At 65.5% G+C, this 18126-nt stretch carries 13 protein-coding genes; 11 read left to right on the forward strand and 2 right to left on the reverse strand.

All coding sequences use genetic code 11. From position 1 onward, the window contains the following. Positions 1-66: 66 nt before the first annotated feature. The 9 genes from AC5Y42_RS02875 (at position 67) to AC5Y42_RS02915 (ending at position 15106) form a co-directional block, all read left to right on the forward strand. The gene (locus AC5Y42_RS02875) at positions 67-1137 is read left to right on the forward strand and encodes an ABC transporter ATP-binding protein (RefSeq protein ID WP_499895598.1); all 1071 of its coding nucleotides are present in this window, start codon (positions 67-69) and stop codon (positions 1135-1137) included. A 399-nt stretch (positions 1138-1536) separates the two neighbouring features. Then, positions 1537-5037, forward strand: coding sequence for a DNA-directed RNA polymerase subunit beta (gene rpoB, locus AC5Y42_RS02880; protein WP_499895599.1), 3501 nt, complete (start codon positions 1537-1539; stop codon positions 5035-5037). A 36-nt stretch (positions 5038-5073) separates the two neighbouring features. Further along, positions 5074-9024 carry a DNA-directed RNA polymerase subunit beta' gene (locus AC5Y42_RS02885; protein WP_499895601.1) on the forward strand — a complete coding sequence of 1317 codons (3951 nt, stop codon included), beginning with the start codon at positions 5074-5076 and terminating at the stop codon, positions 9022-9024. A gap of 196 nt (positions 9025-9220) precedes the next feature. Next, positions 9221-10108: a type IV toxin-antitoxin system AbiEi family antitoxin gene (locus AC5Y42_RS02890; protein WP_499895602.1), complete on the forward strand. Its 888-nt coding sequence runs from the start codon at positions 9221-9223 to the stop codon at positions 10106-10108. A gap of 98 nt (positions 10109-10206) precedes the next feature. Further along, on the forward strand, positions 10207-10962 hold the full coding sequence (locus AC5Y42_RS02895) for a deoxyribonuclease IV (protein WP_499895604.1): 756 nt from the start codon (positions 10207-10209) through the stop codon (positions 10960-10962). Between the two features lie 70 nt (positions 10963-11032). After that, positions 11033-12661: an acyl-CoA dehydrogenase family protein gene (locus tag AC5Y42_RS02900; RefSeq protein WP_499895605.1), complete on the forward strand. Its 1629-nt coding sequence runs from the start codon at positions 11033-11035 to the stop codon at positions 12659-12661. 8 nt (positions 12662-12669) lie between these two features. Continuing rightward, positions 12670-13608, forward strand: a complete 939-nt coding sequence (locus AC5Y42_RS02905; RefSeq protein ID WP_499895606.1) for a crotonase/enoyl-CoA hydratase family protein — start codon at positions 12670-12672, stop codon at positions 13606-13608. A 14-nt stretch (positions 13609-13622) separates the two neighbouring features. After that, entirely contained in the window at positions 13623-14345 is a 723-nt protein-coding gene (locus tag AC5Y42_RS02910) for a PaaX family transcriptional regulator C-terminal domain-containing protein (protein WP_499895854.1), read from the forward strand. Then, positions 14342-15106: a crotonase/enoyl-CoA hydratase family protein gene (locus tag AC5Y42_RS02915; RefSeq protein ID WP_499895608.1), complete on the forward strand. Its 765-nt coding sequence runs from the start codon at positions 14342-14344 to the stop codon at positions 15104-15106. Before AC5Y42_RS02910 ends, AC5Y42_RS02915 begins: the two co-directional genes overlap by 4 nt. On the opposite strand, the gene AC5Y42_RS02920 is transcribed toward AC5Y42_RS02915, so the two are convergent. Together AC5Y42_RS02920 and AC5Y42_RS02925 are read right to left on the reverse strand one after the other, a co-directional pair. Next, positions 15103-15534 carry a DUF3060 domain-containing protein gene (locus tag AC5Y42_RS02920; protein ID WP_499895609.1) on the reverse strand — a complete coding sequence of 144 codons (432 nt, stop codon included), beginning with the start codon at positions 15532-15534 and terminating at the stop codon, positions 15103-15105. The genes AC5Y42_RS02915 and AC5Y42_RS02920 overlap by 4 nt on opposite strands. 54 nt (positions 15535-15588) lie before the next feature. After that, a complete protein-coding gene (locus AC5Y42_RS02925; protein WP_499895856.1) occupies positions 15589-15951 on the reverse strand; it encodes a DUF3060 domain-containing protein in 363 nt (120 codons plus the stop codon). A gap of 230 nt (positions 15952-16181) precedes the next feature. On the opposite strand from AC5Y42_RS02925, the gene AC5Y42_RS02930 reads away from it, so the two are divergent. Next, a complete protein-coding gene (locus AC5Y42_RS02930) occupies positions 16182-16805 on the forward strand; it encodes a TetR/AcrR family transcriptional regulator (RefSeq protein ID WP_499895611.1) in 624 nt (207 codons plus the stop codon). A gap of 83 nt (positions 16806-16888) precedes the next feature. Then, positions 16889-18007 (forward strand): mechanosensitive ion channel family protein, encoded by a 1119-nt coding sequence (locus AC5Y42_RS02935; protein WP_499895612.1) that lies wholly within the window; start codon positions 16889-16891, stop codon positions 18005-18007. Positions 18008-18126: the final 119 nt, after the last annotated feature.

An 18126-nucleotide genomic window follows, 5' to 3' on the forward strand; every position in this document is an offset into this window, starting at 1 on the left:
CGCTTGCATGCGCTAAAGTGACTGAAACCACAGGCCACACCAGCAACGTCTTCGAGAGGATCTCGCATGGGTATCGGCATCCAGGTCGAAGGGCTGACCAAGTCCTTCGGATCCCAGCGAATCTGGGAAGACGTCACCATGGACATCCCGGAGGGCGAGGTCAGTGTGCTGCTGGGCCCTTCGGGTACCGGCAAATCAGTGTTCTTGAAGTCGCTGATCGGCCTGCTGCGCCCGGAGCGCGGCTCGATCGTCGTCGACGGCACCGACGTCACTGAGTGTTCGGCCAAGGAGCTTTACGACATCCGCACCCTGTTCGGCGTGATGTTCCAGGACGGCGCACTGTTCGGCTCGATGAACCTCTACGACAACACCGCGTTCCCGCTGCGCGAGCACACCAAGAAGAAGGAAGGCGAGATCCGTGACATCGTCATGGAGAAGCTGACCCTGGTCGGTCTGGGCGGCGACGAGAAGAAGTTCCCCGGCGAGATTTCCGGCGGTATGCGCAAGCGCGCCGGCCTGGCCCGCTCGCTGGTACTCGACCCGAAGATCATCCTCTGCGACGAGCCCGACTCGGGTCTGGACCCGGTCCGCACCGCCTACCTGAGCCAGCTGCTCATAGACATCAACGCCCAGATCGACGCCACGATTCTGATCGTCACGCACAACATCAACATCGCCCGCACGGTGCCCGACAACATGGGCATGCTGTTCCGTCGCAAGCTGGTGATGTTCGGCCCCCGCGAGGTGTTGCTGACCAGCGACGAGCCGGTGGTCCGGCAGTTCCTCAACGGCCGCCGGATCGGCCCGATCGGGATGTCCGAGGAAAAGGACGAGGCCACCATGGCCGAAGAGCAGGCGCACCTGGACGCCGGCCACCACGACGGCGGCGTCGAAGAAATCGAAGGAGTGCCTCCGCAGATCACCGTCACCCCGGGCATGCCCGAACGCAAAGCGGTCGGCCGGCGCCAGGCCCGGGTCCGGGAGAACCTGCACACTCTGCCCAAGGGCGCCCAGCAGGCGATCCTCGACTCCCTCGAGGGCACCAACGAGTACTCAGCCAACGAGTTCGGCGACGAGGGTGACCGCGCCCGCCATCGCGACTACGACGCACCCACCGAGACGATCCGTACTCAGTAAGCGACGACGACGCGCAATATGGGGAAGGAGTTCTGCTGACAAGTTGGCGCGTCAACTCTTGACGGAAGGGCCTGAAGGGGCCAATCTGTTGGGCAGCATGTGTGCACGGGAAGGCGAAGACGGCGGCCAGCGCCAGATCGCCGGTACCCCCGGAGCGCGGTAGTTGAGGAATGCGCCGTCCTGCGCTATTGTTGGACGTTGCGCTGGCTGCCTCCTGCCCACCTCACCCGCCACTTGACACCGTGGTCCTAGCCTGAGCCCGTTCCGGCTCAGCGATCTAGCTGCGTGCGTGAGTTTCGGACAGTTCGTTCGCCAGCCGAACCGACACAGTTATCGCGGCGAACAGGTCCGGTGCCCGCCGGCTTTCGTTAGTCGCACGAGGTGCTGGAAGGATGCATCTTGGCAGTCTCGCGCCAGAGCAAGAAGAACCCCTCAGGTACTCAGATTTCGTCAAATGGCTCCGTTCCCGGAGCGCCTAACCGAATTTCTTTCGCCAAACTGCGTGAACCGCTCGAGGTTCCCGGTCTTCTCGATGTGCAGACCGATTCCTTCGAGTGGCTGATCGGCGCGCCCCACTGGCGCGAAGCGGCCGCTGCTCGCCCTGATGGCAGGACAACGGGTGGTCTGGAAGAGGTGCTCGAGGAGCTGTCGCCGATCGAGGACTTCTCCGGCTCGATGTCGCTGTCCTTCTCCGACCCGCGCTTCGACGAGGTCAAGGCACCCGTCGATGAGTGCAAAGACAAGGACATGACGTACGCGGCCCCGCTGTTCGTCACGGCCGAGTTCATCAACAACAACACCGGTGAAATCAAGAGCCAAACGGTGTTCATGGGCGACTTCCCGATGATGACCGAGAAGGGCACGTTCATCATCAACGGCACCGAGCGGGTGGTGGTCAGCCAGTTGGTCCGCTCTCCGGGCGTGTACTTCGACGAGACCATCGACAAGTCCACCGAGAAGACGCTGCATTCGGTCAAGGTGATCCCGAGCCGCGGCGCGTGGCTGGAGTTCGACGTCGACAAGCGCGACACCGTCGGGGTGCGCATCGACCGCAAACGTCGCCAGCCGGTGACCGTGCTGCTCAAGGCGCTGGGCTGGACCAGCGAGCAGATCACCGAGCGGTTCGGCTTCTCCGAGATCATGATGTCGACGCTGGAGAAGGACAACACCGCCGGCACCGACGAGGCGCTGCTGGACATCTACCGCAAGCTGCGCCCGGGCGAGCCGCCCACCAAGGAATCCGCGCAGACCCTGCTGGAGAACCTTTTCTTCAAGGAGAAGCGCTACGACCTGGCCCGCGTCGGCCGCTACAAGGTCAACAAGAAACTGGGTCTCGGCGGATCGCCCGATCCGGGTTCCGCGACCACTCTGACCGAAGAGGACGTCGTCGCCACCATCGAGTACCTGGTGCGCCTGCATGAGGGCCAGCCCACGATGACCGTCCCGGGCGGCGTCGAGGTGCCGGTGGAAACCGACGACATCGACCACTTCGGCAACCGGCGGCTGCGCACGGTCGGCGAGCTGATCCAGAACCAGATCCGGGTCGGCATGTCCCGGATGGAGCGGGTGGTCCGCGAGCGGATGACCACTCAGGACGTCGAGGCGATCACGCCGCAGACCCTGATCAACATCCGCCCGGTGGTCGCCGCCATCAAGGAGTTCTTCGGCACCAGCCAGCTCTCCCAGTTCATGGACCAGAACAACCCGCTGTCGGGTCTGACCCACAAGCGTCGCCTCTCGGCGTTGGGCCCCGGCGGTCTGTCCCGTGAGCGCGCCGGCCTGGAGGTCCGCGACGTGCACTCCAGCCACTACGGCCGGATGTGCCCGATCGAGACGCCGGAAGGCCCGAACATCGGTCTGATCGGCTCGCTGTCGGTGTACGCCCGGGTCAACCCGTTCGGTTTCATCGAAACGCCGTACCGCAAGGTTCGCGACGCGGTAGTCACCGACGAGATCGAGTACCTGACCGCCGACGAGGAGGACCGCCACGTGGTGGCGCAGGCCAACTCGCCGATCGACGACGACGGCCGGTTCACCGAGGCCCGCGTGCTGGTGCGCCGCAAGGGCGGCGAGGTCGAGTACGTGTCGTCGGCCGAGGTGGACTACATGGACGTCTCGCCGCGCCAGATGGTGTCGGTCGCGACCGCGATGATCCCGTTCCTCGAGCACGACGACGCCAACCGGGCCCTGATGGGCGCCAACATGCAGCGCCAGGCCGTTCCGCTGGTGCGCAGCGAGGCGCCGCTGGTGGGCACCGGGATGGAGCTGCGCGCCGCGATCGACGCCGGCGACGTCGTCGTCGCCGACAAGAGCGGCGTCATCGAGGAAGTGTCGGCCGACTACCTCACCGTGATGGCCGACGACGGCACCCGGCAGACCTACCGGATGCGCAAGTTCGCCCGGTCCAACCACGGCACCTGTGCCAACCAGCGGCCGATGGTCGACGCCGGGCAGCGGGTCGAGGCCGGCCAGGTGGTCGCCGACGGTCCGTGTACCGACAACGGCGAGATGGCGCTCGGTAAGAACCTGCTGGTGGCGATCATGCCGTGGGAGGGCCACAACTACGAGGACGCGATCATCCTGTCCAACCGCCTCGTCGAGGAGGACGTGCTGACCTCGATCCACATCGAGGAGCACGAAATCGACGCCCGCGACACCAAGCTGGGCGCCGAGGAGATCACCCGGGACATCCCGAACGTCTCCGATGAGGTGCTGGCCGACCTCGACGAGCGCGGCATCGTGCGCATCGGCGCCGAGGTCCGCGACGGCGACATCCTGGTCGGCAAGGTCACCCCGAAGGGGGAGACCGAGCTGACCCCCGAGGAGCGGCTGCTGCGGGCGATCTTCGGTGAGAAGGCCCGCGAGGTCCGCGACACCTCACTGAAGGTGCCGCACGGCGAGTCCGGCAAGGTGATCGGCATCCGGGTGTTCTCCCGCGAGGACGACGACGAGTTGCCGGCCGGGGTCAACGAACTGGTCCGCGTCTACGTCGCCCAGAAGCGCAAGATCTCCGACGGTGACAAGCTGGCCGGCCGGCACGGCAACAAGGGCGTGATCGGCAAGATCCTGCCCGTCGAGGACATGCCGTTCCTCCCGGACGGCACCCCGGTGGACATCATCCTGAACACCCACGGGGTGCCGCGACGGATGAACATCGGCCAGATCCTGGAAACCCATTTGGGCTGGTGCGCGCACAGCGGCTGGAAGGTCGACGGCGCACCGGACTGGGCGGCGCAGTTGCCCGAGGAACTGCTGCAGGCCGAGCCGAACAAGATCGTGTCCACGCCGGTGTTCGACGGCGCCCAGGAAGCCGAGCTGCAGGGCCTGCTGTCCTCGACGCTGCCCAACCGCGACGGCGAGGTGCTGGTCAATGGCGACGGCAAGGCGGTGCTGTTCGACGGCCGCTCCGGTGAGCCGTTCCCGTACCCGGTGACCGTTGGCTTCATGTACATCATGAAGCTGCACCACCTGGTGGACGACAAGATCCACGCCCGCTCCACCGGCCCGTACTCGATGATCACCCAGCAGCCGTTGGGCGGTAAGGCGCAGTTCGGTGGCCAGCGGTTCGGCGAGATGGAGTGCTGGGCCATGCAGGCCTACGGCGCGGCGTACACGCTGCAGGAGCTGTTGACCATCAAGTCCGACGACACCGTGGGCCGGGTCAAGGTGTACGAGGCGATCGTCAAGGGCGAGAACATTCCCGAGCCGGGTATCCCCGAGTCGTTCAAGGTGCTGCTCAAAGAGCTGCAGTCGTTGTGCCTCAACGTCGAGGTGCTGTCGTCCGACGGTGCCGCGATCGAGATGCGCGACGGTGACGACGAGGACCTGGAACGCGCTGCGGCGAACCTGGGAATCAACTTGTCCCGCAACGAATCTGCGTCCGTTGAGGATTTGGCCTAATTATTTTTCTAGTCCCGCAAGGGGAAAGGGAGTTACGTGTTAGACGTCAACTTCTTCGATGAACTCCGCATCGGCCTGGCCACCGCGGAGGATATTCGCAACTGGTCCTTCGGCGAGGTCAAAAAGCCGGAGACCATCAACTACCGCACCTTGAAGCCGGAGAAGGACGGCCTGTTCTGCGAGAAGATCTTCGGACCGACTCGCGACTGGGAGTGCTACTGCGGCAAGTACAAGCGGGTGCGCTTCAAGGGCATCATCTGTGAGCGCTGTGGCGTCGAGGTGACCCGGGCCAAGGTGCGCCGCGAGCGGATGGGCCACATCGAGTTGGCCGCCCCGGTGACCCACATCTGGTACTTCAAGGGCGTGCCGTCGCGGTTGGGCTACCTGCTGGACCTGGCGCCCAAGGACCTCGAGAAGATCATCTACTTCGCCGCCTACGTCATCACCGGCGTCGACGACGAGTTGCGGCACAACGAGTTGTCCACTCTCGAGGCCGAGATGGTTGTCGAGAAGAAGGCCATCGAGGACCAGCGTGACGCCGACCTGGAGGCCCGCGCCCAGAAGCTGGAAGCCGACCTGGCCGAGTTGGAAGCCGAAGGCGCGAAAGCCGATGCGCGGCGCAAGGTTCGCGACGGCGGTGAGCGCGAGATGCGTCAGTTGCGCGACCGCACGCAGCGCGAGTTGGACCGGCTGGACGAGATCTGGACGACCTTCACCAAGCTGGCCACCAAGCAGCTGATCGTCGACGAGAACCTCTACCGCGAGCTCGTCGACCGCTACGGCGAGTACTTCACCGGCGCGATGGGTGCGGAGTCGATCCAGAAGCTGATCGAGAACTTCGACATCGACGCCGAAGCCGAAACGCTGCGCGACGTCATCAAGAACGGCAAGGGGCAGAAGAAGCTTCGCGCCCTCAAGCGGCTCAAGGTGGTCGCGGCGTTCCAGCAGTCGGGCAACTCGCCGATGGGCATGGTGCTCGACGCAGTGCCGGTGATCCCGCCGGAGCTGCGCCCGATGGTGCAGCTCGACGGTGGCCGGTTCGCCACGTCCGACCTCAACGACCTGTACCGACGGGTGATCAACCGCAACAACCGACTCAAGAGGCTGATCGATCTGGGTGCACCCGAGATCATCGTCAACAACGAGAAGCGGATGCTGCAGGAGTCCGTCGACGCGCTGTTCGACAACGGTCGCCGCGGCCGGCCGGTCACTGGACCGGGTAACCGCCCGCTGAAGTCGCTGTCGGATCTGCTCAAGGGCAAGCAGGGCCGGTTCCGCCAGAACCTGCTCGGTAAGCGTGTGGACTACTCGGGCCGTTCGGTCATCGTGGTCGGTCCGCAGCTCAAGCTGCACCAGTGCGGTCTGCCCAAGCTGATGGCGCTCGAGCTGTTCAAGCCGTTCGTGATGAAGCGGCTGGTCGACCTCAACCACGCGCAGAACATCAAGAGCGCCAAGCGGATGGTGGAGCGTCAGCGTCCGCAGGTGTGGGACGTGCTCGAAGAGGTCATCGCCGAGCACCCGGTGCTGCTGAACCGCGCACCGACTCTGCACCGGTTGGGCATTCAGGCCTTCGAGCCGATGCTGGTGGAGGGCAAGGCCATTCAGCTGCACCCGCTGGTATGTGAGGCGTTCAACGCCGACTTCGACGGTGACCAGATGGCGGTGCACCTGCCGTTGAGCGCGGAGGCGCAGGCCGAGGCCCGCATCTTGATGCTGTCGTCGAACAACATCCTGTCGCCGGCGTCGGGCCGCCCGCTGGCCATGCCGCGACTGGACATGGTGACCGGGCTGTACTACCTGACCACCGAAGTCGACGGCGACACCGGCGAATACGTGGCCGCTGCTAAAGACCGCGCCGAGACGGGCGTGTACGCATCGCCGGCTGAGGCGATCATGGCCGCCGACCGCGGCGTGTTGAGCGTGCGGGCCAAGATCAAGGTGCGGCTGGAGCAACTGCGTCCGCCCGCCGAGGTCGAGGCCGAGTTGTTCGGCGCAAACGGTTGGCAGCCGGGGGATTCCTGGATCGCCGAGACCACGCTGGGCCGGGTGATGTTCAACGAGCTGCTGCCCACGGGCTACCCGTTCGTGAACAAGCAGATGCACAAGAAGGTGCAGGCCGCGATCATCAACGATCTGGCCGAGCGTTACCCGATGATCGTCGTCGCCCAAACCGTCGACAAGCTCAAGGACGCCGGTTTCTACTGGGCCACCCGTTCGGGTGTCACTGTCTCCATGGCCGACGTGTTGGTTCCGCCGCGTAAGCAGGAGATCCTTGACTCCTACGAGGAGCGCGCCGACAAGGTCGAAAAGCAGTTCCAGCGTGGCGCTTTGAACCACGACGAGCGCAACGAAGCGCTGGTGGAGATCTGGAAGGAAGCCACCGACGAGGTCGGTCAGGCACTGCGCGAGCACTACCCCGACGACAACCCGATCATCACGATCGTCGACTCCGGTGCGACGGGTAACTTCACCCAGACACGGACGCTGGCCGGCATGAAGGGTCTGGTGACCAACCCGAAGGGTGAGTTCATCCCGCGGCCGATCAAGTCGTCGTTCCGTGAGGGCCTGACGGTGTTGGAGTACTTCATCAACACCCACGGCGCGCGAAAGGGCTTGGCCGACACCGCGTTGCGTACCGCCGACTCGGGATATCTGACCCGTCGTCTGGTCGACGTGTCGCAGGACGTCATCGTGCGCGAGGCGGACTGCGGCACCGAGCGCGGCATCACCGTCGAGATCGCCGAGCGTCAGCCCGACGGCGCGTTGATCCGCGACCCGTTCATCGAAACGTCGGCCTATGCCCGCACTTTGGGCACCGACGCGGTTGATGAGAAGGGCAAGGTCGCGGTTGCTCGCGGTCACGATCTGGGCGACCCGGAGATCGACGCGCTGCTGGCGGCCGGCATCACGCAGGTGAAGGTGCGGTCGGTGTTGACCTGTGCGACCGGCACCGGCGTGTGCGCGACCTGTTACGGGCGCTCGATGGCGACCGGCAAACTGGTCGACATCGGTGAGGCCGTGGGTATTGTCGCGGCCCAGTCCATCGGCGAGCCCGGTACCCAGCTGACCATGCGCACCTTCCACCAGGGTGGTGTCGGTGAGGACATCACCGGTGGTCTGCCCCGGGTCCAGGAGCTCTTCGAGGCCCGCATCCCGCGCGGTAAGGCGCCGATCGCCGACGTCACCGGGCGGGTCCGCCTCGAGGAGGGTGAGCGCTTCTACAAGATCACCATCGTCCCGGACGACGGTGGCGAGGAAGTGGTCTACGACAAGCTCTCCAAGCGTCAGCGGCTGCGGGTGTTCAAGCACGAGGACGGCACCGAGCGACTGCTCGCCGACGGCGACCACGTCGAGGTCGGCCAGCAGTTGATGGAAGGCTCCGCCGACCCGCACGAGGTGCTGCGCGTGCAGGGCCCGCGCGAGGTGCAGATCCACCTGACCAAGGAGGTCCAGGAGGTCTACCGGGCGCAGGGTGTGTCGATCCACGACAAGCACATCGAGGTGATCGTCCGGCAGATGCTGCGCCGGGTAACCATCATCGACTCGGGCGCAACGGAATTCCTGCCCGGATCGCTGATCGACCGCGCGGAGTTCGAGGCCGAGAACCGTCGAGTGGTGGCCGAGGGCGGCGAGCCTGCCGCCGGTCGCCCGGTGCTGATGGGTATCACCAAGGCGTCGCTGGCCACCGATTCGTGGCTGTCCGCGGCGTCGTTCCAGGAGACCACTCGAGTGCTGACCGATGCGGCGATCAACTGCCGCAGCGACCGGCTCAACGGTCTGAAGGAGAACGTGATCATCGGCAAGCTGATCCCGGCCGGTACCGGGATCAACCGCTACCGCAACATCCAGGTGCAGCCGACCGAGGAAGCTCGGGCCGCTGCGTACACGATCCCGTCCTACGAGGATCAGTACTACAGCCCGGATTTCGGTGCCGCCACCGGGGCCGCGGTCCCGCTGGACGACTACGGCTACAGCGACTACCGGTAACAAGCACGAGAAAGCCCCGGGTCCCATGCCCCGGGGCTTTCTCTTTGCCCCTCGCGACGGCCTTTGGCGCCCGTTCCCTCGCGAGCAGACGCAGAATCGCACGGCGCGGGCACCGTGCGTACGATTCTGCGTCTTGTCGGCGCCGTTATCGCCAGGGTGGCTAGCCAATCCTGGCTAACGCCCACATGCTTCGGGTGTGCATTCCGGTGCCTTAGCCCTTCTCGACGCGGCAGGTGGGTTCGCGACGACAGCGCAGTTGCTCACCGTGATGACCCGTCAGGAACTCGACGTCCAAGTGAAGAACGGTGGCCTCACTAGGGTGTGGTACGGCATTTACGCGGGCGTTGAACCAGACCTATTAGGCCGCCTGCGGGCACTCGATCTGTTCATGGGGCGTCACGCGGTGGCATGTATGGGAACCGCCGCAAATTTGTACGGCTTCGATGTCCAAAACACCACCGCTATACACGTCTTGGATCCTGGAGTGCGGATGCGGCCTACGACTGACCTAATGGTCCATCAACGCACGGGTGCCGAATTGCGGCATGTCGCCGGTCGTCTCGCCACGGCGCCGGCATGGACGGCTGTGGAGCTTGCGCGAGAACTCCAACGGCCGCGAGCACTCGCAACCCTCGACGCTGCCCTCCACTCCACGTGGTGCACGCGTAATGAACTTGAAAGAGCAGTGCTGCAGCAGCGAAGCCGGCGCGGCATCGTCGCCGTGCGTCAGCTACTTCCTCATGCCGACGCGAGGGCCGAGTCGGCAATGGAAAGCGAAGCGCGACTCGTGATGATCGACTACGGGCTACCTCCTCCGGAGCTTCAGTACGAGATCCGCGGCCGTCGTGGCCAGGTATACCGCGTCGACTTCGCATGGCCGCACGCTCGTGTGGCGGCAGAGTACGAGAGCGTTGAGTGGCACGCAGGCCGGCTTGAGATGCTCAGGGATAAGGCGCGCTTCGCAAGTGTGCAAGAGCTTGGCTGGACGGTTATTCCAATCGTGGTCGACGACGTCAGACGCTACCCGGGTCGCCTGGCGGAACGCATCGATGGTCACTTGGCCCGTTCCCAAGCTGTGAGTTGAGAGTTGACGCGAGCAGACGCAGAATCGCACGGCGCGGGTCCCGCGCGTGCGATTCTGCGTCTGCTCGCGCAAGAGAGGTGACCCATTAGACTTGCCGCGTGTTGATCGGTTCGCATGTCAGCCCGCAGGATCCCCTCGCCGCCGCGGCAGCCGAAAACGCCGACGCGGTACAGATCTTCCTCGGCAATCCGCAAAGCTGGAAGGCGCCCAAACCGCGCGACGACGCGGCCCAACTGAAGGCGTCGGCGGTCCCGATCTACGTGCATGCGCCATACCTGATCAACGTCGCCTCGGCGAACAACCGAGTGCGGATCCCGTCGCGCAAGATTCTGCAGGACACCTGCAATGCCGCAGCGGACATCGGGGCTGCGGCAGTGATCGTGCACGGCGGCCATGTCGCCGACGACAACGACCTGGACGCCGGTTTCGAACGGTGGCGCAAAGCGATGGACCGACTGGAAACCGAAGTCCCGCTCTATCTGGAGAACACCGCCGGCGGTAATCACGCGATGGCCCGCCACTTCGACACCATTGCGCGGCTCTGGGATCAGATCGGTGACACCGGTATCGGCTTTTGCCTGGACACCTGTCACGCGTGGTCGGCGGGCGAGGCGCTGGTCGGCGCCGTCGATCGGATCAAGGCGATCACTGGACGCATCGACTTGGTGCATTGCAACGACTCGCGGGATGCGGCGGGCTCGGGCGCGGACCGGCACGCCAACATCGGTACCGGGCAGATCGATCCGCAGCTATTGGTGGCCGTCGTCAAGGCCGCTGACGCCCCGGTCATCTGCGAAACCGCCGACCAAGGCCGCAAGGACGACATCGCTTTTCTGCGCGACCACCTCAACTAGCACCGGCCATCCCGGTCGAGGCTCATTACACCTCTTGAACAGTTGTCGAAGAAATGTAACACTGGGACTCATGCCCGATACCCATGTCGTCACCAACCAGGTCCCGCAGCTGGGGGACTACAACCCCGCGTCGTCACCCGTTCTGACCGAGGCGCTGATCCGCGAGGGCGGGCAGTGGGGCCTCGACGAGGTCACCGAAGTCGGCGCGATTTCCGGCAGCGCCGAAACTCAACGGTGGGGCGAGTTGGCCGACCGCAACCGGCCGATCTTGCACACCCACGACCGCTACGGCCACCGCGTCGACGAGGTGGAGTACGACCCGGCCTACCACCAGCTGATGCGCACCGCTATCGCCCACGGCCTGCACGCGGCGCCGTGGTCGGATTCCCGGCCTGGTGCCCACGTTGTACGCGCCGCCAAGACCGGTGTGTGGACCGCCGAGCCCGGTCACATGTGCCCGATCTCGATGACCTACGCCGTCGTGCCGGCGCTGCGGTGCAACCCTGAGCTCGCCGACATTTACGAACCGCTGCTGACGAGCCGCGAGTACGACCCGGACTTGACAGTGCCGACGGCCAAAGCCGGTATCACCGCGGGCATGTCGATGACCGAAAAGCAAGGCGGTTCGGACGTGCGCGCCGGTAACACCCAGGCGGTCCGCAACGCGGACGGCAGCTACCGCCTCACGGGTCACAAGTGGTTCACCTCCGCGCCGATGTGCGACATCTTCCTGGTGCTCGCACAGGCACCCGATGGCTTGTCGTGCTTCCTGCTGCCACGGGTGCTGCCCGACGGGGCCCGCAACCGCATGTTCTTGCAGCGGCTTAAGGACAAACTCGGCAACCATGCCAACGCCTCCAGCGAGGTCGAGTACGACGGCGCCACCGCCTGGTTGGTCGGCGAGGAAGGCCGCGGGGTGTCGACCATCATCGAGATGGTCAACCTGACTCGGCTGGACTGCGCGCTGGGCAGCGCCACCAGTATGCGCACCGGACTGACCCGCGCCGTCCATCATGCCCAGCACCGCAAGGCTTTCGGTGCTTACCTGATCGATCAGCCGCTGATGCGTAATGTGTTGGCGGACTTGGCTGTCGAGGCTGAGGCAGCCACCATGGTGGCGATGCGGATGGCCGGCGCCACCGACAACGCAGTACGCGGTGACGAGACCGAGACGCTGCTGCGCCGGATCGGACTGGCCGCGACCAAGTACTGGGTGTGCAAGCGCGCCACCCCGCACGCCGCCGAAGCGATGGAGTGCCTGGGCGGCAACGGCTACATCGAGGACTTCGGTATGCCGCGGCTGTACCGCGAAGCGCCGCTGATGGGCATCTGGGAGGGCTCCGGCAACGTCAGCGCCTTGGATACCTTGCGCGCCATGGGAACCCGCTCGGAATGCGTCGACGTGCTCTTCGCCGAGTTGGCCAACACCGCCGGACACGACCCACGGCTGGACAGCCACGTCGACCGGCTCAAGCCACAGTTGGCCGACCTCGAGACCATCCAATACCGGGCCCGTAAGGTCGCCGAGGACATCTGCCTGGCGCTGCAGGGCTCGCTGCTGGTGCGGCACGGTCATCCCGCCGTCGCCGAGGCATTTCTAGCCACCCGGCTCGGAGGGCAGTGGGGCGGCGCCTACGGAACTATGCCCACTGGGCTGGATCTTGCGCCGATTCTCGAGCGTGCAATGGTCAAGGGCTGAGTCAAGGGATGACGCACGCGATCAGACCGGTTGACTTCGACAATCTCAAAACGATGACCTATGAGGTCACTGACCGGGTTGCCCGAATCACCTTCAACCGGCCCGACAAGGGCAACGCGATCATCGCCGACACCCCGTTAGAGCTGTCAGCGCTGGTCGAGCGCGCGGACCTCGATCCCAACGTGCACGTGATCCTGATCTCTGGCAGGGGTGAAGGATTTTGCGCCGGTTTCGATCTCAGCGCCTACGCCGAAGGCTCGTCCTCAGCCGGTGGCGGCAGCACCTACAAGGGCACCGTGCTCGACGGCAAAACCCAGGCCGTCAACCATCTGCCGAACCAGCCGTGGGACCCGATGATCGACTACCAGATGATGAGCCGATTCGTGCGCGGGTTCTCCAGCCTGATGCACGCCGACAAGCCCACGGTGGTCAAGATCCACGGTTACTGCGTGGCCGGCGGCACCGACATCGCGCTGCATGCCGACCAGGTGATCGCCGCCTCGGACGCCAAGATCGGCTACCCGCCGACCCGGGTCTGGGGCGTGCCGGCCGCCGGACTGTGGGCACACCGGCTCGGTGACCAGCGCGCCAAACGTCTTCTGCTGACCGGCGATTGCATCACCGGTGCGCAAGCCGCCGAATGGGGGCTGGCGGTTGAGGCGCCCGACCCGAAAGATCTCGACGAGCGCACCGAGCGACTCGTCGAGCGCATCGCCGCAGTGCCGGTCAACCAGCTCATCATGGTCAAGCTCGCACTCAACACCGCGCTCCTGCAACAAGGTGTGGCGACCAGCCGGATGGTCAGCACGGTGTTCGACGGCGTCGCCCGGCACACACCCGAAGGCCACGCCTTCGTCGCCGATGCGGTCGAGCACGGCTTCCGCGACGCGGTCCGCCACCGCGACGAGCCCTTCGGGGACTACGGCCGCAAAGCATCCGAGGTGTAGCGGTGGCCAGGACGCTGGCGCGCATGACAGCCCGATCGGTGGTACTGTCCGTGCTGCTCGGCGCTCACCCGGCCTGGGCCAGCGCAGCCGAATTAATCCGGCTCACCAGCGATTTCGGCATCAAGGAAACCACATTACGGGTAGCGTTGACCCGGATGGTTGGCGCCGGAGACCTGGTCCGGTCGGCCGACGGCTACCGACTCTCCGACCGGCTGCTGGCCCGCCAGCGTCGTCAGGACGAGGCGATCAGCCTGCGCGTGCGGCGCTGGCACGGCGATTGGATCATGGTGGTCGTCACCAGCGTCGGCACCGACGCCCGCAGCCGCGCCGCTTTACGAAACACGCTGCACGACAAAAGGTTCAGCGAGCTACGCGAAGGGGTATGGATGCGCCCCAATAACCTCGACCTCGAACTGGAACCAGGTATCCGGGCCCGCGTGCGGATCGTAAAGGCCCGCGACGACGCGCCCGCCGAGCTGGCCGGCCAGCTGTGGGACTTGCCGGCATGGGCACGAACCGGTCATCGCATGCTTGACGAGATGTCCTCTGCCACCGACATTCCCGCCAGGTTCACAGTGGCCGCCGCTATGGTGCGTCATCTGCTGAGCGACCCGATGCTGCCGGCCGAATTGCTACCCGCGGATTGGCCGGGCGAGCGGCTGCGGGCAGCCTACAACGACTTCGCCGCCGAACTGACCGCGCGGCGCGACGGTACCCGATTAGTGGAGGCGACATGAGTGATCCGGTGCGTGTCGAGCGCAGTGGGCCGGTTACCACGGTGATTTTGAATCGGCCGGAGGCTCGCAACGCCGTCAATGGCCCAACAGCCTCCGCGCTGTTTTCCGCATTCGAGGAGTTCGACCGGGATGACACCGCATCGGTGGCGGTGCTGTGGGGGGATCACGGGACATTCTGTGCGGGAGCGGATTTGAAGGCGTTTGGCACTACTGACGCCAACGCCGTGCACCGGACCGGGCCCGGCCCGATGGGGCCGACGCGGATGGTGTTGTCCAAACCGGTGATCGCCGCGGTCAGCGGCTATGCGGTGGCAGGTGGGCTGGAGTTGGCGTTGTGGTGCGATCTGCGGGTCGCCGAGGAGGACGCCGTGTTCGGGGTGTTCTGCCGACGCTGGGGGGTGCCGCTGATCGACGGCGGCACCATCCGCCTGCCGCGACTGATCGGGCACAGCCGGGCGATGGACATGATCCTCACCGGTCGCGGTGTCGACGCCGCCGAAGCCCATGCGATCGGCCTGGCCAACCGCGTCGTGCCCAAAGGGCAGGCCCGTACAGCCGCCGAGGAGCTGGCAGCGCAGCTGGCGGCACTGCCGCAGCAGTGCATGCGATCGGATCGGTTGTCGGTGCTGCACCAGTGGGGGATGGTCGAATCAGACGCGCTGGACTATGAATTCGCAAGCATTTCCCGCGTCAAGACCGAGGCGATGGCTGGAGCGGGCCGCTTTGCGGCCGGCGCCGGCCGGCACGGCGCCAGCAGCTAACCCTCGTTGACCTTGTTGCCCGAGCCGAGGTTCTCGACCGTCGGCTTGCCATTTTTGTAGCTGATGGTGTTGTTGAATCCGACGATGTTGAGTTGCTTGTCGATCGTGTCGAAGGTGATTTTGTTGTCGGCACCGCCGATACTGACCGTCGAGCACGTGCCTTTGACAGTCAACTTGTTGTTGGAGCCGCCCACGTTGAGCGATTTCCCGTCGCCGCAATCGAGATCCGTTGTGGTGCCGAATGACCCGTAGTTGATGACGTTCCCGACCTCGAACTCTGCACCTGTGCTGGCGGTCGTGCTCGTCGTCGACGGCGTCGCGTTCTTGTCATTCGACCCGCAGCCGGCCAGCCCGAACGCCGCCAGTGCGGTGACGGCGAGCGCCGCGGCTACCGATGCCCGGGAGCGGCCGCCGGTGTACGCGTGCATTTCTCCTCGATTCATCGGGGTAGTGGGTGAACGTCGATCAACGTTCGCAGGCTTTCACACTGCGGCGCGATTGATGCGGTTGGTCATGCCCAGTTCACGGCCGCGGTCCCAGATGACCGGGTCACCGTTGTGGAAGTACACCGTTTCGTCAGTGCCGTAGACGGTGATGTCGTTGAGGACCGTGTCGGCGACGACGGTGTTGCTCGTACCCATCACCGTCACTGCCCAGCAGGTGCCCAGCGCGTTGATCGTGTTGAACGTGCCGTTGACGATCAGCGTGGCATTGTTGCAGTCCACCGTGGTCTCGAGGCCTTCTCCGGTGATGTGGGTGTCGCCGTTCTTGGCGTATGCGGCCGGCGCTCCGGGCGCCAGTACGAGTGGGATGGTGATCGCGCAGGAGACCAATGCTCGGCCCAGGCTTGTCGATTTCACCGCGGGGTCCTCTCGCCATGGCGCGTGATTGCTCGACTGAGCCTACGTGCATTGTCTTGGGTGGTGGCCGGCTTCCTCCATTTGCCGACGGGTTTGACGGTCCGGCTTTGTTCTCGGGGCCGCCTCCGGCAGCCCGCATCGTCGCCGGACTAGAGTTCTTCGCTGACCCTGGTGCATGACAAAGACGGGTCGACGTGAACCGAAGGGCGATCGCCGTGGCAGCTGAACCGGAACCACAGGTTCGTCGGTCGCGTGCCGGCGGCAAGTCTGCAGCCCGACCGACCAAACTCAGCCGCGAGATCATCATCAACGCCGCGCTGACCTTCCTCGACCGCGAAGGCTGGGACGCGCTGACCATCAACGCCCTGGCCACCCAGCTCGGCACCAAGGGCCCGTCGCTGTACAACCACGTGCACAGCCTGGAAGACCTGCGCCGCACGGTGCGGACGCGGGTGATCGACGACATCATCACCATGCTGAATCGAGTCGGTGAGGGCCGCGCCCCCGACGACGCCGTGCTGGTCATGGCGGGCGCTTACCGCAGCTATGCCCATCACCACCCCGGTCGGTATTCGGCGTTCACCCGGATGCCGCTCGGTGGCGATGACCCCGAGTACGCCGCCGCCACCAGAAGCGCCGCCGCCCCGGTGATCGCGGTGCTGTCCTCTTATGGCCTCGACGGTGAGCAGGCCTTCTACGCGGCATTGGAGTTCTGGTCGGCGTTGCACGGTTTCGTGTTGCTGGAAATGACCGGCGTCATGGACGATATCGACACCGACGTGGTGTTTTCCGACATGGTGCTGCGGCTGGCGTCCGGAATGGAGCGCCGCAGCAGATAAGCCGCCGCAGTAGGTAGGCCACGGCTAGGCGGGCCCCTAGACTCGTGGGGAATTTGCACCCGATCCACGGAGCCGTTGTCACAATGCCCGAGGAGTTCCAGCTTGAATCCGCCACCCATCTCGCCGTCGTCTTGGCCTGGCTGGCCGGCGCCACCGTCGGCGCCTACCTGCTGGGCTGGGGGATGTCTTGGCTGTTGCGCCGCATCGGCCGGCGCAGCGACTTGATCCAGGACGTCGACACCTTGACCCGACGATCGTTTCGCGCCCTGCTCATGGTGATCGCCGCACACATCGCGGTGGACGCGACCATCGATGCGTCGGTGTCCTGGCGGGACAACGTCGATCACCTGCTGCGCATCGTGACGATCGCGGCCACCACTTGGCTGTTCGCCAGCCTGGTCCAGGTCGCGGAGCGGCGCACCATCGCCCGCTTCGCCGGCGGTGACGCCGGTATCGCCGACGCGGACCGGCAGCGCCGACGGATCCGGACCCAGGCCATGACGCTGCGGCGGCTGGCGATCGCCATCCTGATCGTGCTCGGGGCCGCCGCTGCGCTGATGACCTTCCCGTCGTTCACCCAGGTCGGCAAGACGCTGTTCGCCTCGGCCGGGGTGTTGTCGGTGGTGGCCGGTCTTGCCGCGCAGACCTCGCTGGGCGCGGTGTTCGCCGGGATGCAGATCTCGTTCTCGGACGCGATCCGGGTCGGCGACGTGGTGGTGCTGGAAGGCGAGTGGGGTCGCATCGAGGAGATCACCTTGACCTACGTGGTGGTCCAGATCTGGGATCAGCGCCGACTGGTGCTGCCCACCACGTACTTCACCACCAAACCTTTCGAGAACTGGACGCGTTACTCCACCGACCTGCTCGGCACGGTGGTTTTCGATGTGGACTTCACCGTTCCGGTGGACGAGATGCGTGCCGAGCTGCAACGCCTGCTCGCCGAGAACGAGCTGTGGGACGGCCGGTCGGGTTCGCTGGTGGTGCTCGACGCGGTCGGCGGCTTTCTGCGGGTGCGGGTCACGCTCAGCGCATCGAACTCCGGTGACCTGTTCACCCTGCGATGCGCGGTGCGCGAAGGCCTGGTCGACTGGCTGCAACGCACCCACCCGGGCGCGCTGCCGCGCTGGCGGTTCGAAGGGCCGCACTCGCGCAGCGACGCCGAACTGGTGGGCGCCGGCAACGGCCGCGGCGGGGCGCAATAGCGCGCAATAGCGTAGGCCCGGGCGTGCCGCAGCCGAGGCTGCTCGTCCTGCTTTGACCTGCTCGACTAGCGGCGGGTATTGTCGATACTCGCGCCTGGCGGCGTAGGGCGCCTTGGGAA

It is taken from the genome of Mycobacterium sp. NGS48 (genome assembly GCF_059812585.1).